The organism is Microcystis sp. M179S2 (assembly GCF_020245805.1).
Classification (GTDB): Bacteria; Cyanobacteriota; Cyanobacteriia; order Cyanobacteriales; family Microcystaceae; genus Microcystis; species Microcystis aeruginosa.
The window spans coordinates 1-2,805 of the sequence record NZ_JADBUE010000056.1 but is presented as its reverse complement, the minus strand read 5'-3'; the positions used below and the strand labels follow the sequence as shown (position 1 = coordinate 2,805).

4 protein-coding genes and 1 pseudogene are annotated in these 2,805 nt (G+C 41.6%); 3 read left to right on the top strand and 2 right to left on the bottom strand.

The genetic code is table 11. The features are described 5' to 3' along the window. Positions 1–320: 320 nt before the first annotated feature. Both IM500_RS03175 and IM500_RS03170 read left to right on the top strand, forming a co-directional pair. Positions 321–620, top strand: coding sequence for a DUF1816 domain-containing protein (locus IM500_RS03175; RefSeq protein ID WP_190718493.1), 300 nt, complete (start codon positions 321–323; stop codon positions 618–620). Further along, positions 589–1,236, top strand: coding sequence for a ComF family protein (locus tag IM500_RS03170; RefSeq protein WP_002795927.1), 648 nt, complete (start codon positions 589–591; stop codon positions 1,234–1,236). Before IM500_RS03175 ends, IM500_RS03170 begins: the two co-directional genes overlap by 32 nt. A 45-nt stretch (positions 1,237–1,281) precedes the next feature. Here IM500_RS03170 and psbX read toward each other — a convergent pair whose 3' ends face one another. Further along, positions 1,282–1,401: a photosystem II reaction center X protein gene (psbX, locus tag IM500_RS03165; RefSeq protein ID WP_002733679.1), complete on the bottom strand. Its 120-nt coding sequence runs from the start codon at positions 1,399–1,401 to the stop codon at positions 1,282–1,284. A gap of 218 nt (positions 1,402–1,619) precedes the next feature. On the opposite strand from psbX, the gene IM500_RS03160 reads away from it, so the two are divergent. Continuing rightward, complete coding sequence (locus tag IM500_RS03160) at positions 1,620–1,919, top strand: hypothetical protein (protein ID WP_190718488.1); 300 nt, start codon at positions 1,620–1,622, stop codon at positions 1,917–1,919. A 35-nt stretch (positions 1,920–1,954) separates the two neighbouring features. Here IM500_RS03160 and IM500_RS03155 read toward each other — a convergent pair. Beyond that, positions 1,955–2,668: pseudogene (locus IM500_RS03155) on the bottom strand (DNA adenine methylase); the annotation flags it as partial. Positions 2,669–2,805: the final 137 nt, after the last annotated feature.

The following is a 2,805-nucleotide window of genomic DNA, read 5'->3' as shown; positions in this document are numbered from 1 at the left end:
TCAAGCCCTCGGACAGACTACCCACTGTCTATTAGGTGAAAGCTTAGTAGATAAGGTAACTGGATGAACAGGGAATCCCCAAGCGCTTAGTGCGATGGGAGCGTCAATATCCTATCTCGATCCGCTTCCCCTTGGCTGAGGGGAATTTTTAGAATATCTTTTGATTTTGCGACCGATCCCCTTGTTAATCTAATACGATAAAAAGACTCTCTTTGGCCAAAAGCTCGATTTTTTGGCCAGCAAATCGGAATTATGGGGGCAAAGTTCCTAAAAACCTGTCCTTGATTCCCGCAATCCCTGTACCCTATCACTACCAGAACATGATTTTATCTTTCTTGGAGACAAATAAAATTTCTGACGATAATACACCTTGGTGGCTGAAAATTACCTCCCTTTCCCCCCACTGTATTTACTATTTTGGTCCCTTTGCTTCTTTTGAGGAAGCAGAACAGCATCAGGGGGGTTATCTACAAGATATAGAGTCCGAAGGAGCGCAAGGAATCAGTCTTTTGATCGAGCGGAGTAATCCCCATTATTTGACCGTTTTTGACGATGGAAATCAGGATCTAGCTAAAACTTTGACTTCCCATGCTCGAACCTTTTCTCGCTTTATTTCTTAAGTCTCCCTGTCCTCTTTGTCAACGGCAGAGCGAGCGAGAGCTTTGCCGTGATTGTGGGCGACAATTACAGTCCTATCGTCAGAATAACCCGCTTTTTCTCTGGCGTGGTTCTATTCCCCTGTTTATCTGGGGACGCTATGAAGGTAAATTAAAACAGGCGATCGCTAAAATGAAATATGATCGCCATCCCGCTCTCGGCTCTTTGCTAGGCAGTTGCATGGGGGAAACTTGGCTCCTTCGTCCTCCCCTCACCGATAAACGTTTGACGGTGATTCCTATCCCTCTCCACCCAGAAAGGTTAAAGGAAAGGGGTTTTAATCAAGCAGAAGTCATTGGCGAGGGTTTTTGTCGTTTAACCGGTTATCCTCTGGCTAGTCGCGGATTAATTCGGATTAAGAACACGGCAGCTTTATTTAGTCTGGCAGCCGAGGAAAGAAAAAAGACGATGCAAGCGGCTTTTCAACTGGGGAAAAATTTACCGAAATCAGTGCCGATTCTCTTAATTGATGATATTTATACCACGGGAACCACGATTGAGGAGGCTGTGCAGGTTTTACAAACAGAGGGGTATCGGGTAGTCGGTGCGATCGCTCTTGCCAGTTCCAAAATTAGCTAAAATGCCCAGACGGAATCGGTCTAGGCATTTTAGGGTTAAATTAAATTAAGTCCGTTTGATCTTGTCGTATTGACTGATGAAAATCAAACCGATAGTGGCAGGGATCAGGACGATAACCGCACCTAAAACAAGGCTCCAGAGAAAGTTAGCTAAAGAGGGTGTCATGATAGATAAATCCTTTGTCATATTTTCAAAGACTTAGTTTTTTATCTTATCACCTTGGGCGAGAAGACCTCCAGTGCCACAGTCAGATAAATGCGATCGCAGGTTTTATATGTCTTCAATCCCTCAAGATAAAGTCTCCCTTGACTTCTCAAGGGGATAGGGATGTTTGACAATAGGTGATAGTTACAAAACTTTAAACTAGATTGGCAAAGATTTTTATGGCTACTGACGATCGCAAACGGCGCATTCTCGATCATCTCTCCAGAAGTACCAGTGGTGCTGACTATATTCCCAAAAAACCGCTGCCAATTGTGGAAACTCCTCCGGTGGCAGCGGAACCCGTGGCAGCGCCGCCGCCAGTAACTCCTTCACCGGAATTAACTGCTAAAGAGCGCAAAAGAAAGATAATGTCCCATCTTTCCATGAGTAGTCAAGATTTTGGCGAAATTACTAGCACTACCCCCCAAGAAAAGCGCAAACGCCAAATTAATGACCATCTGCGCCAAAGCCAAGGATAAATAGTAAGGAGTGAGAATTTGCAACTAGGCATCTTCTAGACTGTTCTCACTCCCTCATTTTCTGCTGTCGATGGGAATAATGACAGTTGTTGCAAATCAGTTCCTCGCTCTGGCAACAAGGGAATGTTAAAGTTAGTAATGATCGCTTCGGTGATCGGATGACGCAATTTTTCTGTGGAACCAACATGATAAAAATGCTGTTTAGTATAGATATAAAACTTATCAGCACTCCAATTTTTTTTAATTAAAGGATTGCTTCTAAACTGATTACTGTGCCAAGTGGACAAAATAAACCGACAAGAAATATCCTTTAAAATAGTTACCAAACAATCTTCATCCTCTTCAGACCAAGAGTTAAAATAATCGGTGTGTCTCCCTAAATAAGGAGGATCGAGATAGATCAAGTCTGTTTTTTGCCAATTAGATAAAGTCTCTCGAAAGTCAGCAACTTGAAAATTATAATCAGTTTTAATAAGAATATTTTCTAGGGCAATAACTTGATTGACTATTTTGGTAATATATGCTTGAGAAAATCGTTCTGATTTATGACAGTAAGGTACGTTAAACTGTCCCTTACGATTGAATCTCATCACGCCATTAAAACAGGAGCGATTGAGAAATAAAAAATCTAGAGAATTAGGAGATTGATTAAATCTTTCTCGTACTTGATAATAATAACTTTCTCCCTGATCCTTAAGAACTTGACCATTTTCTTGCAAAAAAAGCTTCACAGTTTTACTGGTAATAACTGGACTTCCCCCATACAGAAATACTAAAAAATTAACAAAACCCTTACTGCAGGTCGCTTCTCAGAAAAAATTGAAAAGACGCTACTGGGTACATTTTCCCTTTGAAAATGGCTGTACCGTTGACTGTATCTAGAGTA